General features: G+C 56.2%; 12 protein-coding genes. 7 read left to right on the forward strand and 5 right to left on the reverse strand.

Going from position 1 to position 20,730, the window contains the following annotated elements:
- Window positions 1-15: 15 nt before the first annotated feature.
- The 4 genes from M4951_RS14730 to M4951_RS14745 all read right to left on the reverse strand — a co-directional run bounded on the left by M4951_RS14730 (window position 16) and on the right by M4951_RS14745 (window position 7,523).
- Window positions 16-5,286: a FlgD immunoglobulin-like domain containing protein gene (locus M4951_RS14730; RefSeq protein ID WP_262022413.1), complete on the reverse strand. Its 5,271-nt coding sequence runs from the start codon at window positions 5,284-5,286 to the stop codon at window positions 16-18.
- A gap of 132 nt (window positions 5,287-5,418) precedes the next feature.
- On the reverse strand, window positions 5,419-5,808 hold the full coding sequence (locus M4951_RS14735; protein ID WP_262022414.1) for an Ig-like domain-containing protein: 390 nt from the start codon (window positions 5,806-5,808) through the stop codon (window positions 5,419-5,421).
- Between the two features lie 118 nt (window positions 5,809-5,926).
- On the reverse strand, window positions 5,927-6,925 hold the full coding sequence (locus M4951_RS14740) for a DUF1559 domain-containing protein (protein WP_262022415.1): 999 nt from the start codon (window positions 6,923-6,925) through the stop codon (window positions 5,927-5,929).
- 346 nt (window positions 6,926-7,271) lie between these two features.
- Entirely contained in the window at window positions 7,272-7,523 is a 252-nt protein-coding gene (locus M4951_RS14745; protein ID WP_262026982.1) for a hypothetical protein, read from the reverse strand.
- On the opposite strand from M4951_RS14745, the gene M4951_RS14750 reads away from it, so the two are divergent.
- The 7 genes from M4951_RS14750 to M4951_RS14780 all read left to right on the forward strand — a co-directional run bounded on the left by M4951_RS14750 (window position 7,407) and on the right by M4951_RS14780 (window position 18,548).
- Entirely contained in the window at window positions 7,407-7,931 is a 525-nt protein-coding gene (locus tag M4951_RS14750; protein WP_262026925.1) for a sigma-70 family RNA polymerase sigma factor, read from the forward strand. The genes M4951_RS14745 and M4951_RS14750 overlap by 117 nt on opposite strands.
- Complete coding sequence (locus M4951_RS14755) at window positions 7,928-9,523, forward strand: FecR domain-containing protein (RefSeq protein ID WP_262022416.1); 1,596 nt, start codon at window positions 7,928-7,930, stop codon at window positions 9,521-9,523. The genes M4951_RS14750 and M4951_RS14755 overlap by 4 nt, the downstream gene beginning before the upstream one ends.
- Before the next feature lie 116 nt (window positions 9,524-9,639).
- A complete protein-coding gene (locus M4951_RS14760; RefSeq protein WP_262022417.1) occupies window positions 9,640-12,048 on the forward strand; it encodes a DUF1592 domain-containing protein in 2,409 nt (802 codons plus the stop codon).
- Between the two features lie 40 nt (window positions 12,049-12,088).
- Complete coding sequence (locus M4951_RS14765) at window positions 12,089-13,471, forward strand: DUF1552 domain-containing protein (protein ID WP_262022418.1); 1,383 nt, start codon at window positions 12,089-12,091, stop codon at window positions 13,469-13,471.
- 41 nt (window positions 13,472-13,512) lie between these two features.
- Window positions 13,513-14,718, forward strand: coding sequence for a hypothetical protein (locus M4951_RS14770; protein ID WP_262022419.1), 1,206 nt, complete (start codon window positions 13,513-13,515; stop codon window positions 14,716-14,718).
- A 168-nt stretch (window positions 14,719-14,886) separates the two neighbouring features.
- The gene (locus M4951_RS14775) at window positions 14,887-17,130 is read left to right on the forward strand and encodes a DUF1592 domain-containing protein (RefSeq protein ID WP_262022420.1); all 2,244 of its coding nucleotides are present in this window, start codon (window positions 14,887-14,889) and stop codon (window positions 17,128-17,130) included.
- A 41-nt stretch (window positions 17,131-17,171) separates the two neighbouring features.
- The gene (locus tag M4951_RS14780) at window positions 17,172-18,548 is read left to right on the forward strand and encodes a DUF1552 domain-containing protein (protein ID WP_262022421.1); all 1,377 of its coding nucleotides are present in this window, start codon (window positions 17,172-17,174) and stop codon (window positions 18,546-18,548) included.
- 37 nt (window positions 18,549-18,585) lie between these two features.
- Here M4951_RS14780 and M4951_RS14785 read toward each other — a convergent pair whose 3' ends face one another.
- Window positions 18,586-20,679 (reverse strand): hypothetical protein, encoded by a 2,094-nt coding sequence (locus M4951_RS14785; RefSeq protein WP_262022422.1) that lies wholly within the window; start codon window positions 20,677-20,679, stop codon window positions 18,586-18,588.
- Window positions 20,680-20,730: the final 51 nt, after the last annotated feature.

Below are 20,730 nucleotides of genomic sequence, written 5' to 3' on the forward strand. Positions count from 1 at the left end.
CGTCGTCCCTTGCGGTTATTTGACGAACTCGATTTCGCCCCACGTCACTGGATGCAGCATTACTTCGCCGGGAATGTCATCGACGAGCATCGTGGACGGATTGGCCCAGTAGGATCGTAATTGCGTTTCGTGCCCTGCGGGGTCGCCAAAGGTGACGCCAAAGTCGCCGCGGTAGGCAGCGTCAGGCTCGATCTTCCAGCCCAGCGCGTTTAACGGAACTTTGACTTCTACCGAGTATCCGCCGCGATAAGTTTTCACGGCGACATCCGCTGCGGCTAGTTGCTCGACGTTGTCGACTTGCTCGCCGCGCCACGGCGAGGTGAACTCGATGGGGTTCTTCCCTCCGGGCTTGCGATGTTCGTACAAGACAGCTGTCGGCTTGCTTTCAAAAGGGGCGATCATCAAACGCTTGTCTCCGGAAACCGGTGAATTTCGCCGCGGGTTCGCGGTCGGGTCGGTCGCAAACTGGAAGTCAACCGAATCGCCGGTGGCGAATAGCGTATTCCAGCGTCGCCCTTGATTCACAAAGGGGGAGCCATCTTCGACGCGATAAGCGAGATACAGGTTTTGCTCATCCCAACTTCCCCACATCTCGACCGGAAACTTCCCCTGTTGGTCCCAGTGGAGGACAGGGGAGTCCTTCCATTCTTTCAGATCGCCGTCAATCGTTGGCGGCGTCTTCGTCATGACGATCACGACTTGCTTGGCTTGTTTCGCTTCGACCAACAGACGCATGTTCTTTTGCTCTGCGGCGTCAGCCTGTTGCTTGGAGACCGTTAGTTCTCCAGAAATTCGGACTGCCTGGTTGATGCCCGAAATGCCAAAGAGCCGATAGCTGCCGTGACCAATTTGCACGTAGTACTGGCCATTTTCCTCGGACCGGCCGAAGTAGCCTCCAAAGATTTCTCCCCCCAGACGATAGGCGTCATTCACATAGCTGATGCGAACGTCGCTAAACATTTCGTCCAGATAGAGTCCGTCGCTAGTCAGCAAAAAACAACGCCCATGATTTCCGTTAAGCATGAAGACGTCGGCTTGATCGTCAAAGGAGGCCATTCCCAAAAAGAACAACGTTCCCTGCATTACGCCTGGTTCAGGCAGCGGCGCTTTGTGGGATCCATGGACGCCGCTCCATTGATTCGCGAAACTCCACAAATGCTTGCCGTTGGCGTCGTAAGCGTTCATCTCGGGATCGGAGTTAATCACAAACCGTCCAAAGCGATCGTCGTACGACGCCGCATTGTGCCGGTTGTTTCCAGGCGTCAACGCGATATCGGATGCGTTGGCGACCGCCTCGGCGAGCGTGGGGTAGTTCGGCGCGCCTTGTTTGGTGAAGCCATTCGGTTCCAGCGTGGCGATTTTCACCTGACCATCGATCACCAGCGGCGCCTTCATGCTCAATCCTAAATGCCGATGCCCCCACGACGAGCCGCCGAAGTTGACCGATTCATCCGTGAATTCAAATTCCTCCTGCTGTGGTTCTCCGTCGTTGTTACGATCGATCCATAGCACGCCTGGCCCCTTTTGTGCGTAAGGCTTGCCATCCCCCTTCTGGCCCACTCTCTCGTTCTTCCGCTGCTCAGGCCAACGCTCATAGAAGGCGTCAATATAGGCTTGCGGAGGTCGCCAGTTGCAGCCATAGCTGAAGTGATGCGTGTTGGACAAAGCGGCGCAGTCCTGGATCGATCCGTCGGCGTGAACTTCGGAGACGGTCGTGATCTTTCCAAAACCGATCAGAAACGTGCGGCCTTGTTCGCGCACGATCTGGTAATGCAGCGGATGGTAATGCTCAAAATGGGCGTCATCCACCGCCAAGACGTGCGTCGGCCGCGCCGCTTGATTTTTAAAGTCAAGCTCCCAACGGCAACCGAGACCAACCCAGTGACGGTGACTTCGAGGATCGAAGCCGGCGCCGGTTCCACCGTAGTGAGGCACGCCGAACTTTTCGTAGACGACTTGATTCTTGTTCAGATCCCAAGCAAGAATTCGTTTAGGGCTCCAGCGGTCTTCCGTAACCCATAGCTTGCCATCGGGGCCAAAGCCGATCCCTTCAGGATTAACGATGCGGGAGGGATCATATTTGCCTGCGTAAGGCCCGCCAGGCGAGCCAATCTTCGTGAGGAACTTTCCTTCCGCGGTGAAGCGATGGATCTGGTGCGAATTGCGATCACTCACCAGGATGTCGCCGTTGGACGCGATGGCAATCCCGGCAAGGTCAAGATTTCCGGCAGGAACAATCAACTTTTGATCGCGAAGTCGAACCACTCCCCGGTCGGCGGCGACAAAAACATCATCGGCCGCATCCATCATGCGAGGCCCTTGGACAGGGATCTTCTTAACTAGATCGCCAGACCCCGCGTCGAGCACGAATACCGCACTGTGCTGTCGCGAACCGACGTAGATTTGGCCATCATGCACCGCCAATCCGCCCAGATTATAGCCTTGCAAAGCTGCATTTTTGGAGCCGGGCCCGATCTGCATTTCGTCGACGATCAGGTGACGCTTCTTCCCGGGAAACTCGACCATCTTGCCGCTTTTGATGTCATATCGCACCAAAGACAGATTCCAAGTCGCTTGCCATTGATCGCTCTTAAAATCGATTCCCCGCGTCCCTCCCCAGGTGAAGCCGTCTTGAGCGCAGTACAAATAGCGGTCGTCGGCGGCGATCGCATCGTGATTGATTCCCAAACCATGTTGATGCTCATACCCTTGCACCCACTTCCCCTCTGCGTCCAAAGCGATCAACGCCCAGCCCCCTTCGGTGACAGGAGCAGCGCAGAAGACGTATTCTCCATTGCTGGTCACATCATGAATGGTCGAGTGATTGGGGCCCCATGGCTGGATCGTTGGTTCGTCGCCGTTGGCGAAGTTCATCAAGTAGTTCGGCTTCAGGCCGGGATGACTAACGCCTCGCCAGCGGTATTTGCCTGGAGGAACGAGCCGGCCGCGTTCGTCGAGTCCATCCCAGGCCACGCGATGCGTTCCCGCTGACATTGTCTGCCCAGAGATCAAGTTGCGGATGCGATCCCCCTTGTCGTCCTCGACGACAATCGTCGCTTTTCCATCCATCGGCTGCTGGAACTCTACCCAAATCTCATTTCTCTGCTCGGAGACGCGCCGTTGGTATTCCGAGAAAGAGAGTACGGACCAGTCGTTCATGTTCTTCGAGAGCGGACGGAACGTCGCTCGGCGATCGACATGCCCTAGGCGCTCGCGCCGGTCGACAACCCCGTTCCAGGTGAGAGCCGCTCCCCAGCGGATCTCGTTCCAGTCTGCTTCCGAATCGACCAGCGAGGATGCTGGTACTTGGAAGTGGAAACCCTCCTCGGTGATCAGCGCACTGGCGGCATCAAGCACCACCGATTTCGTCCCCCCTAGGCCGAGTTCTATTTCCGGCGGCGGCGACATCTCGGTTCGTAATGCAATGAACAGCATTCCCTGTTCTCGTCGCAACGCGATCGCCGCAGACGGTCCGCCAAGGTTGCTGACATCCACAAAATCACTTGCCGCAAACAAGGAGTGCGACGGCGGCGAGAACGTAATGTGCGCCGCTACCGATTGCTCGGGGGCTTTGGCAAGCTGTTCTAAGCGCACAATGCGTTGATTCGCCGAGTCGTAAACGACGACGCGATTACCTTGTACAGCGACATGGGTCGGGGAATCGAGCGTATCCAACGACTTCCCCGCCTGGTCAAGCTGCCCGAACTGGTCGATCACGCGATGACTCGCGGGATCCAGCAACAGTACGCGGTGTCGCTGGGTGTCAGAGACAGCCAGTTGGGTTCCATCGCTCTGAATCGAAATCGTATCGCCGAACGGCTGGGTCGAAGTCCCTGCAGGTCGATTCCAACGCTCCACCTCTTGCCAGGGCTGATCTCCATTCTGCGCGAACGCGACAACCTGACCTTCACTGGCGGCATACAATTTTCCTTGGGCGTAGGCCAAACTCGTACAGCCACGAAGCCTATCCAACTGAATCGGCTGCGGAGCCCCTGCGAGCCGTCCTTGGGACTGAAGGGGGATCTGGTATCCGGCGCCGTTCGATTTCACGACGATCATCCGCAACTCTCCCTTCTCTGTAGGAATGACGGCAGCACCGCGTAGTTGCTCGACGTCCTTTAGCCCCTTTAGGCCATCGGTCTCGTATTTTGACCATCCGTGTTCGTCGATAAAGGGGCCCGTCGCGAGGAACGGATTGGAGTGCCGCTGCTGCAGGACGCAGATTGATTTTCCATCCAGTGTGATCGGCTGGGCATGATTCTGCGAAGCAGGAGCGCCGATCGTGCGCGGCGCATCTGGCGTATCGTTCCAACGCCATGCTCCAAAATGGGTCCAGATATTCCCATCCTGATCGAGTCCCAGTCCCTGAATGTCGACGGCCGGGCCAATCCGTCGCACAAGACGAAATTTGCTTTGGTCTTCGTCCCACTTTGCGATCTGAATGATTCCTTCCATGCCGGTCACGGCAAAGAGATCGTCTTGAAGGGAGGTCATCCCCCGCCCTGTAGAAAGATCAGCGCTTTCCGGCAGGAATCCAATGAACGAGCCAGACGCTCCTCCGAGAACGACCCCAGGCGCAGGTTCCAATTGACTGTTGTAACGCTTGATCGTTCCATGCGAACTGTAGGCGTACCAATAGTCGCCCAGTCTCCGCGGTCGATCACCTCCGATCGGCTTCGGAAAGCCATCAACCGGTCGTCCAGACTTCCAGGCATGCATCCCTGCGCCTCGCCGCTTCGCGTAGATCGTGCCGTTTGGGCCGATATTGATTGAATCGATCGTTTCCGCAAACTTGACGATTGGTTCTCGCTGGCCGCTGTTGGGATCGAACCACTGCAGCTCGCCGCCGCTGGCAATCACCACTCGGCCATCTCTTGCGTTACACGACATTCCGTTGACTGAGGTAGCGACGCGTTGCGGCACTTCTCCCTGCTTTGCATCCACCGGCAACGTATAGACGGAACCTCTTAGCAGGAGGACTAACAGATCGCCCGAGAGTGCGAGAACATCATCGCGCGAGTTGGTGCGAGGAATCTCGAATGAGCCGAGAAGTCGACCATCGATCGAATAATGGGCTAAGCGACCATCGCCGGCTCGTTCCCATAGTCCCCCTTGCTGGTCTTGGACCACGCCCAGTCCATAGATCGCATGGTCGGCGAACCGGACTAATTCCGCCCCGGCTTCCCCCGAGTTACCTAGTACGCCGACGACACGCAAATCTCCCGCAGAGAGAGTTTGTGCATAGCAGACAACCAAAAGAAGCAAGGAGAAAAAGGGGCGAATCATCGGAGACTCGTGCAGGGAGGAAATTGAGGGAGGGAGAATCGGCGTTGTTCCTGTACGCAGGATGCGCGCAGGAACAACGCTCTTGGGATGTAGTGATACGCTGCGCGCTCGAAAGAGCCGCAGTGCAAATGGTTATCGACTCACCAAATCAAATTCATATTCATTGACGCCTGGCTGCACTTCCTTCTGGAGATCCGATTTGGAATTGTACTTGGCAGGAACCAATTCTGGCGCCGTTTGTCCATTTTCTTGCGAGATCGCGGTCGAAACTAAGACGCGATGACTGCCGATCAATGCTCCGGCGGCGGTTCCCGTATATTGCAACTCAAATACGCCGTTGGCGTCGGTTAATCCATAGGACGGACGACCTTGCGTGGGCTGGAATTGAACTTGGGCGTTAGGAAGCGGACTCCCATCAAGTTTGACGAGTCCTTTGACTTCCCCCAAGTCACTATTCGCGCCAGGGCCACAGCCAACGAGAGCGATCGTCGCCAGAACAATAAGTGCGATTGGGGCTTTCACGAGATACTCCAGTATCTTTCAAAGTATTCCATACGAAAAATTCGGTAACGAGAAGGACTCGTTGGGCGCCGTTTTGTCGAACCAAGCACGCAACGAGTAGATTTATATCCCAAGAGCTTTAGAACGCCGGAATCGCGTGACCATCTTCGATCCCAATCAGATACTCAAACACGCTATTCACCGATGTGTTGGTGTTTAAGTCGATCGTTTCGGGGATAAAATTGACCGACCCATCGAAGAAGACGAACTGGGCGCCGCCGGGATGTTGGCTGCCAAACGTCTTGCCGCGATCATTGTCTGTACCGCCGCTGAAGTTGATCGGATAGTAGCAGGAGCCGCCGATGTCAAACATAAAGTCTTCATTGTTCGTATCGGCGCTGCATGTTCCGATCCAGGTCGGCACGGTTCGATTCGCGGAATAGGCTGCCGTCTTTCCGTAGGAACGCTCGCCAACGGCAATCGTGTTGCTAGAGCCGTCCCCAATTTTCGCGAATCGGGTTTTGCTGTTGAGCCCAAATCCGCCGATCTCTTGGCCGATTTCATCTTTTTCGCGACCGGCCGTATTGTCGTGCGAAGCAACATAGCTGGCAGTTGCGAGAAAGTCGTCATCATCAATCTTCTCGGCGAAAAAATTGCGACCATGCTCAATCCCACTCACCTGTGCGTCAGCCGAACTACTGGGACAGAGAAAACTGGAAACAACCGTTGCGCAAGCGGCGGCCGATTCCGCCGGATAGGTCCCTTCGCCGATTCCGCCGAGTTCGTATAAAGCGCCCTGCTCGTGGAAAGGCAACAAAAAAGCGCACCAACCCCACGCTGTCTTACGAGTTGTGTCCATCGTCAACTGACCGGTCCCACCGCCTATCGAGCGGGTGTCTTCATAGGGAGACGTGTAGATAAACATCGGCGGGAACACGAGATGGGTATCGTGATAATTGTGCAGCGCCAGTCCCATCTGCTTAAGGTTGTTGGAACACTGAATTCGGCGAGCCGCTTCGCGCGCTTGTTGTACTGCAGGCAATAACAGGGCGATCAAAACGCCGATAATGGCGATCACAACTAGTAGTTCTACCAGCGTGAAGCCTGGACGCTTGGGATGCGATGATGAGCGAGACATAGTGACGAGAACTCCCGTAAAATTACGACGAAATGACAGTACGTGAATAAGAAAATGAAAGATAAGCGAGACATCCCCCAATGCACCAACAGAACCGCCCAGCCAGCAATTTAGACGAGCCGAAACGCAGGTTTCGACAGCGGAAGGGGGCAGAACGCCAATCCACGGTATTGGAATTCAAAATAGGCCTTTCCCGAGAAGTAAGAGGCGAAGTCAATAAACCGTCGCGTATGGCCTCCTCTTGCTTTTGTCGTACAACGGGGGATCCTGACCGCCAATTCGACAAAAAAGCTCAAATAATAAAAAAACGCTCGACTCTGTTCGTACGCAAATCGTTCCATCCATTTCACCCTTTTCTCTGTAGACGATTGCTGAACTCCAGCGAGCGGCGCTCAAGAAAGAATGTCAGGTTATCTCCATTACCGACAAATGCTTCATAGAAAGACGCGATAGCTTGTGTACGAATAGAAATGCGGTGGATGTGGATCAGCAAAAGCATCAAAGGTTTGCGGAACTGTTCGTCCGCAACGAGGCGGCCGTCTATCGCTACATCGTTAGCCTGATTCCCAATCGCGCCGATGCCGACGAGTTGTTCCAACAAACCAACCTCACGCTATGGACCATTTGGGATCGTTACGATCCTGATCGAGAATTTTTGTCGTGGGCGTTTGGCATCGCGCGAAATGAATTTCGGAATTTCATCCGACGAAGAAAAAATAGGCATTGTGAGTTGACTGACGATGTGATCGCCGAACTGACCGAACGGCGTCTTCGTGAACAAGAACATTTAGTAGAACAGCAAGAAACGCTGAACGACTGCCTGGAAAAGCTGCCGTCGAAACAGCGTGATCTCATTCACCTTTGTTATGGAAGCGAGGCGTCCATGAAGGTTGTCGCGAAACAGCGGGGACAATCCCCCGATGCGCTCTACAAAGCTTTACAGCGTATTCGCGACCTGTTGTACGATTGCGTCCAACGGAACCTCGTCTTGGCAAGTCGATCATGAGCAAATTTAATCCGCACTCTTCCGATGAACTGATGAGCCTCGCTCGCGGCTATTGCGATGAGCGACTGGATGCTGCGCAGGTGCGCCGTCTTGAGGAATTACTTCGGGAGAACCCAGAGAACCAGCGGCGCTTTATCGGTTATCTCGATCTACATGCTCGCCTTTGCTGGGAGGCGCGTAGCGGCGAGCCGATTCTCGCAGAGCCTCATGAGCCGAAACTGACGGCGCCTCCTTCATCCGCGCTTCCCCGAGCAGTCTGGTTCTCGGCGGCCATCGCGCTAACGCTGTTGATGGGCTTCGTTGGGTGGACGTTTCGCATCCATCCCACAGCGCCTCCGATGCAAGCGATCGGCTTGGCGACCGTTGTTCGCGCCGTCGGACGCTGGGGAGACGATCTAGAAACGATTCGGCCCGGCCTCAAACTCGAAAGTGGGATCTTCGAGTTATCGCAAGGCGTTGTCGAATTGGCGTGGCCTTCTGGGGTTCGCATGATCCTTGAATCGCCGGCTCGCCTGGAACTGGTCGATCATCAAAAAGCAATTTTGCATACGGGACGCGTGGTGACTCGAGTCCCACCGAGCGGAGCCGGTTTTGTGATCGAAACCGAACGCGTTCGCCTAGTCGATTTCGGAACCGAGTTCGGCGTCTCGGTCGGATTGAGCGGTTCGACGGACGTTCAAGTCTACGAAGGAGCGGTTGACGCCTATTCTCACGTGGTCAATGACCAAGTCCCGCAAGACAACCGCTTGCATGCCGGCGAAGCGTATTCGTTCGATAAAACGTCTCGCCCATTGCCATTCGCTCCGGAAAGATTTCTTCGCACCTTTCCCCAAACGCCGCCTAAGACCAAATCCGAACTCGCCTACAATCACAGCGAAATCGAAATGATCCATGTCCGTCTTGCGGACCAACCTCCGGTCATTGACGGCGATCTAGCAGATTGGGATCTATCCGCAGCGTTCACCACCGCGTGTATCGAACCCTATGCGGCGACCTACCACGCGGAAGGAATGATTCGGTATGACGATCAACGGATTTACATCGCGATGCATATTGCAGATCCCGCACCGATGGCCAGCATGACAGATCCAGAGAAAGAGCCGGACTTCTTTTGGACCGGGGGGAGCGTCGTGCTGCGTGTTGGCGCCGACAACCAACTGGGCTGGCCGCTTAATGCGTCAAAACCGGGAACTCCTTTGCAGGGCCGCCAACGCGACCCGGCGAAAGATGCGAGCCATCAAGTCGTTCACATCGGCATGTGGTACTCAAAACCGAAAGACGCGTCGCAATTAATACTGCAATACGGCATCAGGTGTGACGAGCAAGTTCTTACCTCGGAGGGCTGGCAAGGCGCATTCCAACGCGATGCCGACGGCCTTGGCTACACCTTGGAATATGCAATCGACTACGAACTGCTCCATGCCAGTCCGCCTCAGCCCGGCGACGTATGGCCTTCCACATTGGCGATTCACTGGAGCGACCAGGAAGGTCGGACCTGCATGGGACGGCTGCTCGACATCACGCATCAAAGTCAAACTCCTTTTCGAACGTTCGACGCTGCGACCTGGGGCAAACTCGTTTTCGACCCATAACGCATCACGGCTTTTCCATTCAAACGCTTTTCGTCCCAGCCTCGCGACTGGCCGTCCATTGTGCATGCGCTCCTTGATCGTGCGGCCCGACCTTTTGCATCGCAATAGAGAATGAGATGACACGCAAAACTGCGATTGCTTTCCTGACTGCACTATCTCTGCTGACTATAGGTAGATCATTGGCCGCCGCAGCGCCAAACTTCAAGCAGGATATCGCGCCTTACCTCCAAGCCAATTGCATCCACTGTCATGGACCGAAAACGCAAGAGGGCGAGTTCCGTATCGACACGCTTTCGCCCAACATCGGGTACGAAAGCACTCCGCAATGGGCCGAGATCATGCAGCGAATCACATCGGGAGAAATGCCGCCTGAAGATGCGGAAAATCTGCCGTCGGCTCAAGAAAGCGCCCAGATTGTCGAGTGGCTAGCAGCACGAATCGAAGAAGGAGAAGCGGCTCGCATGGCGCAACGGGGCCGCGTCACTTACAACCGTCTGACGCGGGACGAGTATGTGAACACGGTTCGCGACTTAATCGGCGTCCACTTTGACGCGACCGATCCCGGCGGCTTTCCAGCAGACCCGCAGTGGCGCGGCATCCAACGCATCGGTTCGATCCTGACGCTCGCGCCGTCCAATATCGAAAAATATCTCCTCGCCGCCGAAACGATTCTGAGCGAAGCCTATCCCCAGAAAGAAGCGGAGTTTATTGACGTGACTCGTCGCGCCGTACCTGACGGACGGATCAGCAAAGAGCACAAAGAGCGACTAAGCAAGCTTGGACAGCTTGACAAAGTTCGCTACGAGATGTGGGCAGGAGATCTCTATCGCGACTCCAACTTCAAACGTCTTCCTGCGCCCGGCATCTACGAAATGAGTATCAAGCTCAGCGGGCTGAAGCCGGAAGGAGGGCGCGCACCGCGACTGTATGTATACGAGAATTCGCTCGATCGCGTTCTCTTCGAGCACGATATTATTGCACCGGAAGAAGAGCCGATCACGGTGACCTTCCGCGCTCACCTGCCTGCAGGAAATCCTAGCGTTCATATCATCAACGAAATTCCGGGCTTGTCCACGAACTTTCGTTCAGGTCGACACGGCGGCAGGCCCTTTGTCAGCATCAAAGATGGCCGCTTACCGTGGCAGATGAAGCTGACCGACGGCGCAGGAAAACCGCTGCATCCATTCCTGATTCTCGATTCCATTTCGTGGCGCGGTCCCTTCATTACCGAGCAGGAGCAGCGCCGCCGCGAAGAGTATTGGCCTGCCGAAGAAGGTAATCTGCATCACGTTCGTGAAGGTCTGCGCAACCTAGCTCAGCGGGCCTTCCGGCGGCCGGTGTCTGAGTTAGAGATCGATACGTACATGAGGATCGTCCAGGCCGAGCTCGACGCCGGTGAACAGTTTTCGGATGCCGTCAAAGCCGGCATGTTAACCATCCTATGCTCAAAAAGCTTTCTGTATATCGCCGAAGGAGATGAAGCCAAGGTTCGACATACGTTAAACGACTGGGAAATCGCTTCTCGCCTTTCCTACTTATTCTGGAGCACGATGCCGGATGACGAGCTGTTTCAGCTGGCCGAAGCGAGAAAGCTGCAAGATAAAGCAGAGCTTCGTCGCCAGGTAAAACGCATGCTAGCCGATCCCAAGGCGGACCGTTTCTGCGAGTCATTCCCTCAGCAGTGGCTTCAGCTTGACAAAGTCGGCATGTTTCCGCCTGACAAGCAACTCTACCCGGACTACGATCTGTCGTTAGAGCAAAGCATGGCTCAGGAGACGAAGCACTTTTTCCGGGAAGTGCTGCACGAGGGACTGACGCTTCACGAGTTCATCCACTCCGATTGGACGATGGTCAACTCACGTCTGGCTCAGTTTTACGAGTTGCCAGATTCGGTCGGTCACGATTTCGAACGAGTCACGTTGCAACCCGACGCCCATCGCGGCGGACTATTGAGCCAAGCCGCGATCCTTTCGTTGACATCAGACGGAACGCGCCATCGTCCAGTCCATCGGGGAAAGTACATCCTGGAAACGTTCTTCGGAAAATCGCCCCCTCCGCCGCCGGCCAATGTCGATCCAATTCCGACCAACCCGGTCGATTCTCCCAAGTCGACTCTGCGTCAAAAGCTGCAAGCCCATGTGCACGACGCGACCTGTGCTAGTTGCCATCGCAAGATCGATCCGCTTGGCCTTGCTTTTGAGAACTTCGACGCCATCGGTCATTGGCGAACCCAGGAAAGCGTGCGCGGATCTGGCGAAGACCCCGCAGTGGATCCGTCTGGACAATTGGCCGATGGGCGCAGCTTTCAAACGCCTGCCGAGTTTAAACATTTAATGCTGCAAGATATCGATAAGTTCAACGCAGCGTTCATTGAAAAGCTAGCGACCTACGGAATGAGGCGCGCGATGACCTTCGAAGACCGTGAAGATCTAGAAACGATCGCCGCAGTCAGCCGTGCGAGCGACTATCGCTTGCGAGAGATCCTCGAAGCGTTCGTCCTGTCCGACTTGTTCCAAAAGCGTTAAACCCGCCTCTCCTGCGTCCCGATCCCCAAGGTGAGATCCGATGAGCAATTTCAACATGAATCGATGGCACGTCAATCGCCGCCAATTGCTGCGAGGCGCCGGCGTCTCCCTGGCCTTGCCGTTGCTCAACGCGATGGAACTTCCGACGTTATACGCAGCGTCGCGCCCCGCGTCATCCCAACCGAAGCGGAGCGTCTTCCTCTACATTCCCAACGGCGTGAACACGCTGACCTGGCAAATCCAACAAGCAGGCGCCGATTACCAATTCAGCGATCCTATGAAGTCGCTCGAACGGCATCGGAACGATGTGACGCCGATCAGCGGCCTACATCACCCGATGGTGCTCGGCAAGCATCATAACTGCGACAAGGTTTGGCTGACCGGAGCGAACGTGCCGTCGGACGGCGGAGCCTTTCGCAATACGGTTTCGGCCGACCAACTGATGGCCGAAGTCCAAGGGCCGTCAACTCGCTTCGCTTCCGTTGAACTCGCGATTGAAGGGCACTCGCTGGCCTGGTCCAAAGATGGCATTCCGATCCCGGCCGAACGCAATACGCGTGTGATCTTCAACCGCTTGTTCGGCGTAGAAAAACAGAGCAAAAGTGAAGTGCGCCGACGGCTGAATCGACGAGGCAGCATTTTGGATGCAGTCGCCGAGGATGCGAGTCGCGTCCAGCGTAAACTCGGAACCGAGGACCGCTCGAAGCTTGAGGAGTACTTGACTGCCGTTCGCCAAGTTGAAGTTCGTACGACGCGGGCCGAATCTTGGCTGGACGTGCCTAAACCGACGATCCAGCCGCAAGAGGAAGCTCGCCTGACGCGGAAGCTGGACATGAGCCAAGTCACCGAATACTACCGTCTGTTCTTCGATCTGATGGTTCTCGCTCTGCGAACCGATTCGACCCGGGTTATTACCTGCATGATTTGCAGCGAATCAAACGGCGGAGCGATTCCCGACATCGGCATCTCGCAAACACGGCACGGACTCTCTCACCACAACGGCGATCCAGAGCAACTGCGACGCTTGACGGCGACCGATACGTTCCTGGTCGAACAGTACAGCTACTTCCTCGATCAATTGAAGTCGCATTACGACGATGATCAGCCGTTACTGGATACGACGCAAGTTCTCTGGGGAAGCGGCATGGCCTATGGACATAGTCACGGTAACGCCAACTTGCCGACGATTCTGGCCGGCGGCAAGGCCTTGGGTCTGAAGCATGGCCAGCATGTCGACTTCAATCTGCCGAAGATCGGCCAGTATGACGTCACCAATACCGACGGCCATTATCGAATCTGTTCTCGTCCAGTTGACGGAAACGCGCGTCTGAGCAATCTGCTGCTGACCATGTTGCAGCGGATGGATGTCGAGGTCGAACAGTTTCAAGACAGCGTCGGACCGATTTCCGAGATCGTTACGTAACGCGTTCCTTTTCATTTTATGCACGAAATCGTAGGCCTCCTATGCCAACTCTCCATCGATGCCTATGGACGATCCTTCCTTTCGTTCTGTTGGTCAGCGATCTGAACGCGCAGCCCCAGTCGAAGTTTCGTACCGATGAAAATCTCGATTCGACTCTCCCCTGGTTTCAGCTCGTCGATGGAAAGTTTCCCCCAGCCAGCGCAGCGCACGCAATCTCTGGCGAATTGATCTCACTCGATCATGTTGAACGCAGGTTCCAGATCCGAGTCGATCGAGACGACACGCAGGACAAAGGAAGACTCGACCTACCGCTCGAAGCCGACATGCTTCCGTACGGTTCGATTTATTACGTCGGCAGTCCGGCTGCGTTGCAACATATTCCTCTTATGACGCACCTGCACGGCCTCTTTTTTCTGGCAGATCCCCAGGAGAAAGCAGACAAGCCGGACGGTCCTTATGGACGGACCACCAAGGATGTCAACTTTCGTCGCTGCCTGCGTCTGGAGGATGACTTCTCGTTCTATGCTCGGCAGAATCTAACGTGGAAGATTGACGCGGTGAACCATGACGAAATGACCCTCACAGCGACGCTCCGGCATGCCGGAAAACCGGTTGGCGATTCGCAGACATTTGATCTGGTGAGCAGCACGCGCGTCTTCCAAGGAACAGGCTTCGCAAAGCTGGAGTCGATTGAAGTTGGCCAAGAAGTGCTGTTCAACTTGACGTGGGCGACCCTTTACGGCCCGGGACGCATCCAAGAAATTTGGCTCGATCAAGCAAGTCGCGATCTCGCCACCGAACTTCAACAGAACCAACATCGCGTGCATACGCGCGACCGCGGCTTGGCTGGGTGGATTGATGCGGTGGACGACGATAAGCGAATCGTCACCATCACTTTCTTCGACGGGGTCGACCCGACGTTGTTCGACGAATTAGAAGAGACGGACGAAAAGCGGCACGGCTGGCCATTCTCGTATCCCGAAGACGATCCCCTCGCACCCAAGGGGGGCATTTGCGTTGCGCGAAAATCGCTGATGACCTACGACCCCGTAAATGATCGGAAAGGGGGTAACATCCTGCAGATCAATTCGGTCCCCAAGCGACCCGGCAACAGCGGCGTGCAAATCCAAGTGAAATGCGGAATGTTGCTCGAAGGATTTCGCCCAGGCGGCATCGTTCGCTTTTACCCCGCAACGTGGAAAGTCGTCGCATTGCCGCGCGAAGAACAATATTTCGGTAGGGAATAACAGGGATTTCGTTATCGTTGCAACCCGGTCGAAGGGGTCGTTTTTTTTTGCGCTGTTCAGATGTTCTTATCCCCATTACCATGAAAGGAGACCTCCCGCCGCCTCTCCCTCCTTCGTTTCCAACCTTCCATGGCATCCCGTTACCCTCTATATCTGCTATGCGCGCTATTGGCGCACGGCTGGATCTCCCCTGTCGGCGCTGTAGAGCCTGAGGCTGCAGACCACTTCGAGAAGAAGATCCGTCCAGTCCTGGCCCACTACTGCGCCGCGTGTCATGATCCTGATGATCCGAGCAACCACGTCGAGTTTCTGAAAGCGAACACGACGGCCGACCTTCAACATCTGCGCGGTATCTGGGGAAGCGCCGCTGCACAGCTTCGCAATCGTACGATGCCTCCCCCGGATGAAGAACAACCAAGCGAACAGCAGCGGCTGGAACTGGCGAATTGGATTGACGACCATTTACGGGCCACGGCTTGCGAACTTGGTCCGTATGCCGGCAACGTGACGACGCGGCGGCTGAATCGTTTGGAATATGAGAACACGATTCGCGATCTTATCGGCCCGCAGCTTGGATACGACGAAACGTTTCCGACCGATGGCGGCGGCGGCGAAGGATTTAATAACAACGGCGAAACGCTTTTCTTACCGCCGATGCTGATGGAACGCTACGTCGAAGCGGCCCAAGAGATTCTGGACGCCGCGATCATCACGCCGCCGTTGCGAGCAGAATTCACCGCTGACCAGTTATTACCGCTCGGCGAATCGCAGGACGATCAGGCACGCACCTTGAAGTCTGGGCACGAGCTATCGGCAGGCGCCGTCATCTATGTCGCCGGCGATTACGAGTTGTCCGCCGACGTTCGCAATCCGTCGAAGTCGGATTTGACCTTGGTCTTAAAACTCGATGGACTACCTGCCGACCGTTTCCAGCTGAGTTCTCAAGATAAAAAACAATCAGTCAACACCACTGTGCGACTGAATCGTGGTTTTCATGCGATCGCTCTCCATAACCCCCAGGATCAGCCGGATCTCCAGCTACTGCGATTGCAGGTAAAGGAATTGGGCATCCATCGTCCCCAAGACGCTCAACAATTCCATGATCAAATCTTCGCCGCGCAAGATGGCAAGTACGAAAAGAGCCGAGACGCAGCCGAGAAACTTCTCCGTCGATTCGCCGCTCGCGCTTTTCGTCATCCAGTGAGCGCTGACGACCTGGCGCCGTTTCTGGCTTTGTACGATCGTGCCGCTGACCGAGCGGATCCCTACGAGGAGCGCGTGAAGCTGGCCCTGAAAGGAATACTCGTCTCGCCCTATTTTCTCTTTCGCATGGAAGAGACGCCGAAGTCCCCAGAACTAGAGCGCATCGACGACTTCGCTTTGGCGACGCGACTGTCGTACTTTCTTTGGTCGAGCATGCCGGATGAGCGGCTGTTTGACTTGGCTCGTCAACAAAAGCTTCATGAAACGCCGGTGTTGCAAGCGGAAGTCCAGCGTATGCTGCAGGACGAGAAAGCCGATTCCTTCTTCGATACGTTTACCGGACAGTGGCTCGGCACGAAGGAAGTCGGGGGAAGCGTCGCCCCCATCAACGGCCAGTTCAAAGGCATTTACTCCAGCGAACTCGCGGCGGACTTTCGCGCCGAAGCAATCCAGCTAACGACGTACATCGTACGAGAGAACCGTTCGATCCTTGAGTTTCTCGACGCCGATTATTGTTTCCTCAACGATCGTCTCGCGAAGCACTATGACCTGCCGCAAGTCGAGGGGCATGAACTTCGCAAAGTGGATGTGTCCAACGGTCAACGCGGCGGACTATTAGGGCTCGGCGGCGTTCACATGGTGACCTCCTACCCGCAACGTTCGAGCCCGGTCCTGCGCGGCGCTTGGGTCCTGGAAACGTTGCTCGGCACGCCGGTGCCTAGCCCACCAGCCGATATTCCAGCTCTTCCGAAGAAGGTGAGCGCCAAAAGCGCGAAGACGTTCCGTCAGCAGTTGGAAAAGCATCGCGACAACGCTTCGTGCGCCGCTTGTCATGACCTGCTCGACCCTATTGGTTTCGGCCTGGACAATTTCGATCTGCTCGGACGCTGGCGCGATAAAACCGAGAACGGCCAAGCGGTCGATGCGAGCGGCGTGTTGCCTTCGGGAGAAAAATTCGCCGGGCCAGCCGAACTGAAAACGATTCTGCTGGCGAGAAAACAGGAATTCGCTCGTCATTTGAGCCGTAAGGTCTTAGGCTATGCGTTAGGACGGAGCTTGGAAGATCCTGATAGTTGCACCATTGAAGCGCTGGTCACGTCGCTGGAAGAGAACGACTTCCGCATGCAGACGTTGATAGAACAAATCGTCCTCAGCACGCCGTTTCGGTATCGCCAACGGATGGCCGCCGCCGATCCTTCCTCTCCCTAAGCCTACCTCCCGCATCCTACCCGTCCAACAAGGAGATCTACATGTCAAAGCCTATCTCGCGCAGGACGCTGCTACGGGGAACTGGCGCGGCGCTCGCTTTGCCATGGCTCGAATCGATGAGCCAGCGCAGCTGGGGCTCAGAATCGCTCAGCGATCCGCCGCAGCGAGCCGCGTTTCTCTTCGTTCCCAACGGCGTGCGAGGCGATCAGTGGAACCCAGAGAAAACCGAGGACGGCAGTTTCGAGCTAACCCCGATGCTGCAGCCGCTGAAGGACGTGAAAGAAGAAGTCACCATCCTGGAAAACTTATGGCACAAGCAGACCGTCGGTCGCAACGGACACTGGCCTAAGGTCCCCGCATGGCTCTCCGGCGGTTTCGTCGAACGAACGTCGGGCCGCGACATCAACACCGGCGGCGTCTCGATCGATCAGGTCCTCGCCAGCAAAGTGGGCGATCGAACTCCGCTCCCTTCGCTAGAGCTCGGAGTCGATGCGGCCTACACCGGCGTCGACAATGTGGGGGGCGGTTTCACGCGGATCTATGGTTCGCATATCGCCTGGCGAGATCCGCATACGCCGGTTCCGAAAGAGATCGTCCCGCGGTTGGCTTTCGATCGCTTGTTCCGCACGACCACGGCCGGGCCGGTGGTGTCTGGATTCAATCCGAATCAAAAAGCGGTCGCCGATTCGTTGGCTCGCGATGACGCCAGCGTGCTCGACCTGGTGCTGGAAGACGCCAAATCGTTGCGAACCAAAGTGGGCGAAGGAGATCGAGCGAAGCTAGACGAGTATCTCGAATCGGTACGCAGTGTCGAAAAGCGGATCGAAACCGCGCTCAAACCGCAGAAACGTTGGATCAACCAAGGACGTTTCGATCTGCCGCGACCCGGTCCCGGTATTCCAGCTAGCCACGAAGAACATGTCCGTTTGATGCTGGATATCATGGTTTTGGCTTTTTGGACCGATACCACGCGGATCGCGACGTTCATGCTTGGCAACGCCCAAACCGGACGAAATTTCGGCTTCCTCGAAGGCGTTCGCGGTTCATTCCATGGTCTTTCGCATCATCGCAACGAAGAAAAAGAGCGCGAGCAGTACGAAAAAATCGTACTGTGGCACCTGACGCAATACGCCTACCTGATCGAGAAGATGCGCGGCCTTGATGAAGGAGGCCGCTCCCTCTTGGACAACAGCCTGGTGATGTACGGCTCCAGCATCAAAGACGGCAACACGCACCAGGAAGAAGACCTGCCGCTGCTGTTAGCCGGAAAAGGTGGCGGTACGTTCAAAACCAACCGCCGAATCACCGCTCCGAAAGAGACGCCGCTGTGCAACATGTACGTGTCGCTGCTACGGCACATGGGCGTCGAAGCGGAAAGCTTTGGCGACAGCACCGGTCACTTGGAAGGCTGGAGCTAGCGCTTCGACACCTAATTTTGCGAACGCGAAGCGCGAGCTACCGATCCGCAGGGACTCGCGCAAATTCCAAGATGCGGATCGCGCGAGGCGGCAGCTTGATTGCAATGGTCCGCCCCACGGCGGCTCTCTTGGGCAGCAACTCGATATCCGCCGTCAACGGCGACGATACGACATACGAACCGCCTTGGCTCACTGCGGTCTTCGGCAGTCCGAGCGTTCGGTCAAGGACGATTGAGAACTCGCGCGTCTCGTCCGACGGATTGTGCAGCGAAACGTACCCCATCTCCTCAGTCCAGCCGGTGTAGCCATAAACTTCGCCGCTATCCGGATTACCGCCGATCATCCGCGCTCGTTTGAATGCGGGGAACATGTGGTGCACCCACTTCATCCCCTCGGCCAATACGTCCCAGTCATCTTCGCTCAGGTCAAAAGTCTTGAGGTAGAGCTCGACGAATCCCGTGCCGCGAGAAAGGCTCATCAGCAAATAGCGCCGGAATGCGTCGGGATCTTCTTCGCTAGAGATCTTCTTCGGCTCGTGATTAAAGATCGAGTTGAGGGGGAACTGGGTGTTGTCCGCCGTCGTCGAAGCAAGCTGAAAATAGCCGCTGTCTCGATAGATCAGCTGCGAGGTGCGGTCATTTCCGCGAGCATGGTCTCCTGCGTTGATCATCCATACCGCGTCGACATGCTGCAGCCACCACGGACTGAGGTACGCGCCATTGGAGATCACGATGTAGACGTCTGGATTGGCCTCGCCCATTCGCTTGAAGATCTGCATCAAGCGTTCTGTTCCGAGAGACAAGTAGCGCTCCTTCGCGTCATCGTACTTCGCTTCGTTGAGCTCCTGCTCTCCCCCCTTGAAACCTTCGATGTCAAAGTTGCGCGTTCTGAGATGGCCGAAGACGCCGTCGAGTTTGAAGTAAGCGACATCATCCGCGGCAAGCTGGACCAGTCGATCTTCAAGGGCATCCATGTAGTCGGTTCCGGTCATCGACATCCACGGGTCGAGCGTGCGCCATCCGGCTGTGCGCATCGCGGGAATCGCCGCTTGACTGCCGAACAAACAGCCTGGACTTACCCACAATCCAAGCGAGGACTTCGCTTGTTCGATTGCCTGGCGAGACCGGCTGAAGTCAGGATCGAATTTTCCGTTGACCGGCCACACTCCCACCTTCGTCCAGTCTTTGGTCATATCTTGCCAGCCGGCATCGATCGCGTAGACGCGCAGCGGCGGGATTCCGCGATCAACGACGAGCTCTTCGTTCACCTTACGCACGCTGGCGATGAAAGTGTCGGCGTCGACCTGCCGGTTATAGTCGAACCACGAGTTATATTGCGTTTGCAGACGAAGCGGGCGAGCGCGAGTCACGTCGATGTAGTCGAGGAACGCGTCCTTCAAAAAATCAGGATCGTCCGAGACGCCGACGGCGGTTGTATAGCTTGAATAGGTTTCGCCAGGCTTGAGGTCCACCCCGGTCAGGTAGCCGCAAACCAGCTTGCCGTCCTTCACTTCGTTACGCGCCGCCGGAAACTCAACGCCCCACCAGGTTCCGCTTGTCCGCGTATAAACCGGCTGACCAAGCGGCGGGCGCCATTTCGCTGCGCCCTGCGCTGTAAGCTGATCGGAGCGGTAGGGAGCGTAGGCGTCGTCGACAGCCAGATGTTCGACTTCAACCTTCTCAATCCGCATCGACTGCCGCGCAGTGACGATAAGCCGTTTGCGCATCCAGGGTTCGCCTGGCTTCGCGAAATAACGAACGGTGACGTCTAATGGGGCGGTTTTTCCAGAGAGCCGAACCTCCAGTGCGTCGCTGCTGGCGGCAGCTTCGCTCCCGCTTACCTTAAAATCGGCCGCCGTCAGTCGGAGATCGGCTGCGGCCCCATCCAGGCGAACCGTCAGAGCGAACTCGTCGCCGCCGGAGATATTCAACTCGCTTTGATCAATGCGATTTGCGATCGACCCCGTTGTAAGGCGACCGCTGTCCCACGACACCTGACGTGCGATCTTGTCATTGCCGACCGAAGCGTGATCGGCGGCGGAAGCAGGCGCCGAGACCGCCAGGATCGATGCGAAGAAGAGCGAAGCTCCCAAGCGGAGGCCAGAATGAAGCAGATTCGTTTGTAGGGTCATGATTCAGGTAGGTGAGTGCTTGGATGAACAAGGAGCCCGCTTCGGCTCTGG

The organism is Blastopirellula sp. J2-11, from assembly GCF_024584705.1.
GTDB lineage: Bacteria > Planctomycetota > Planctomycetia > Pirellulales > Pirellulaceae > Blastopirellula.

Excerpts from the sequence above, each read along its gene's own strand:
- M4951_RS14770 (WP_262022419.1), top strand. The coding sequence starts at position 13,513 with ATGCCAACTCTCCATCGATGCCTATGGACGATCCTTCCTTTCGTTCTG.
- M4951_RS14730 (WP_262022413.1), bottom strand. The coding sequence starts at position 5,286 with ATGATTCGCCCCTTTTTCTCCTTGCTTCTTTTGGTTGTCTGCTATGCA.
- M4951_RS14785 (WP_262022422.1), bottom strand. The coding sequence starts at position 20,679 with ATGACCCTACAAACGAATCTGCTTCATTCTGGCCTCCGCTTGGGAGCT.
- M4951_RS14740 (WP_262022415.1), bottom strand. The coding sequence starts at position 6,925 with ATGTCTCGCTCATCATCGCATCCCAAGCGTCCAGGCTTCACGCTGGTA.
- M4951_RS14765 (WP_262022418.1), top strand. The coding sequence starts at position 12,089 with ATGAGCAATTTCAACATGAATCGATGGCACGTCAATCGCCGCCAATTG.
- M4951_RS14760 (WP_262022417.1), top strand. The coding sequence starts at position 9,640 with ATGACACGCAAAACTGCGATTGCTTTCCTGACTGCACTATCTCTGCTG.
- M4951_RS14755 (WP_262022416.1), top strand. The coding sequence starts at position 7,928 with ATGAGCAAATTTAATCCGCACTCTTCCGATGAACTGATGAGCCTCGCT.
- M4951_RS14780 (WP_262022421.1), top strand. The coding sequence starts at position 17,172 with ATGTCAAAGCCTATCTCGCGCAGGACGCTGCTACGGGGAACTGGCGCG.